This is a genomic window from Rhodococcus sp. ACPA1 (assembly GCF_002300195.1).
Lineage (GTDB): Bacteria > Actinomycetota > Actinomycetes > Mycobacteriales > Mycobacteriaceae > Rhodococcus_F > Rhodococcus_F opacus.
The window spans coordinates 1-379 of the sequence record NZ_NSDX01000039.1; the positions used below are offsets into that span (position 1 = coordinate 1).

Genomic DNA, 379 nt, shown 5'->3' on the forward strand with positions numbered 1-379 from the left:
GACTTCGTCCACATCCCGGGCGACGACGCGGAGCACACGATCTTCTACATCTTCGCGCTGTCCACGTGGGGCCTGCAAATGTTTACGTACTACCGCGCCTACCGAGCGTTCGACGCCTACAACAAGCGCGTCGATGCGCAGGCGGTCAGCGGCAGCGCTCCCGCTACGGCCTGAGCCGCCGGACCTTTCCTTGTGATCGAGAGTCAGGAACCGAAAAATGACAACGCACGACGTGTATGAAGAGACCACCGAGGTAGTTGTTGTCGGCGCCGGAATGTCGGGGCTGATGGCGGCCACCACGGTGGCGCCGGAGACCGACGTGGTGGTGCTCGAATCCACCGATCGCACGGGCGGACGAGTCGAGACCGTCCGTCGGGGC

1 protein-coding gene and 1 pseudogene are annotated in these 379 nt (G+C 63.9%); both read left to right on the top strand.

From position 1 onward, the window contains the following. Nucleotides 1–174 (top strand): annotated as a pseudogene (locus tag CJ177_RS49140) (transporter); the annotation flags it as partial. A gap of 43 nt (nucleotides 175–217) precedes the next feature. Continuing rightward, nucleotides 218–379 (top strand): NAD(P)-binding protein (locus CJ177_RS46585; RefSeq protein ID WP_143548839.1); only part of this gene is annotated, 162 nt, incomplete at its 3' end.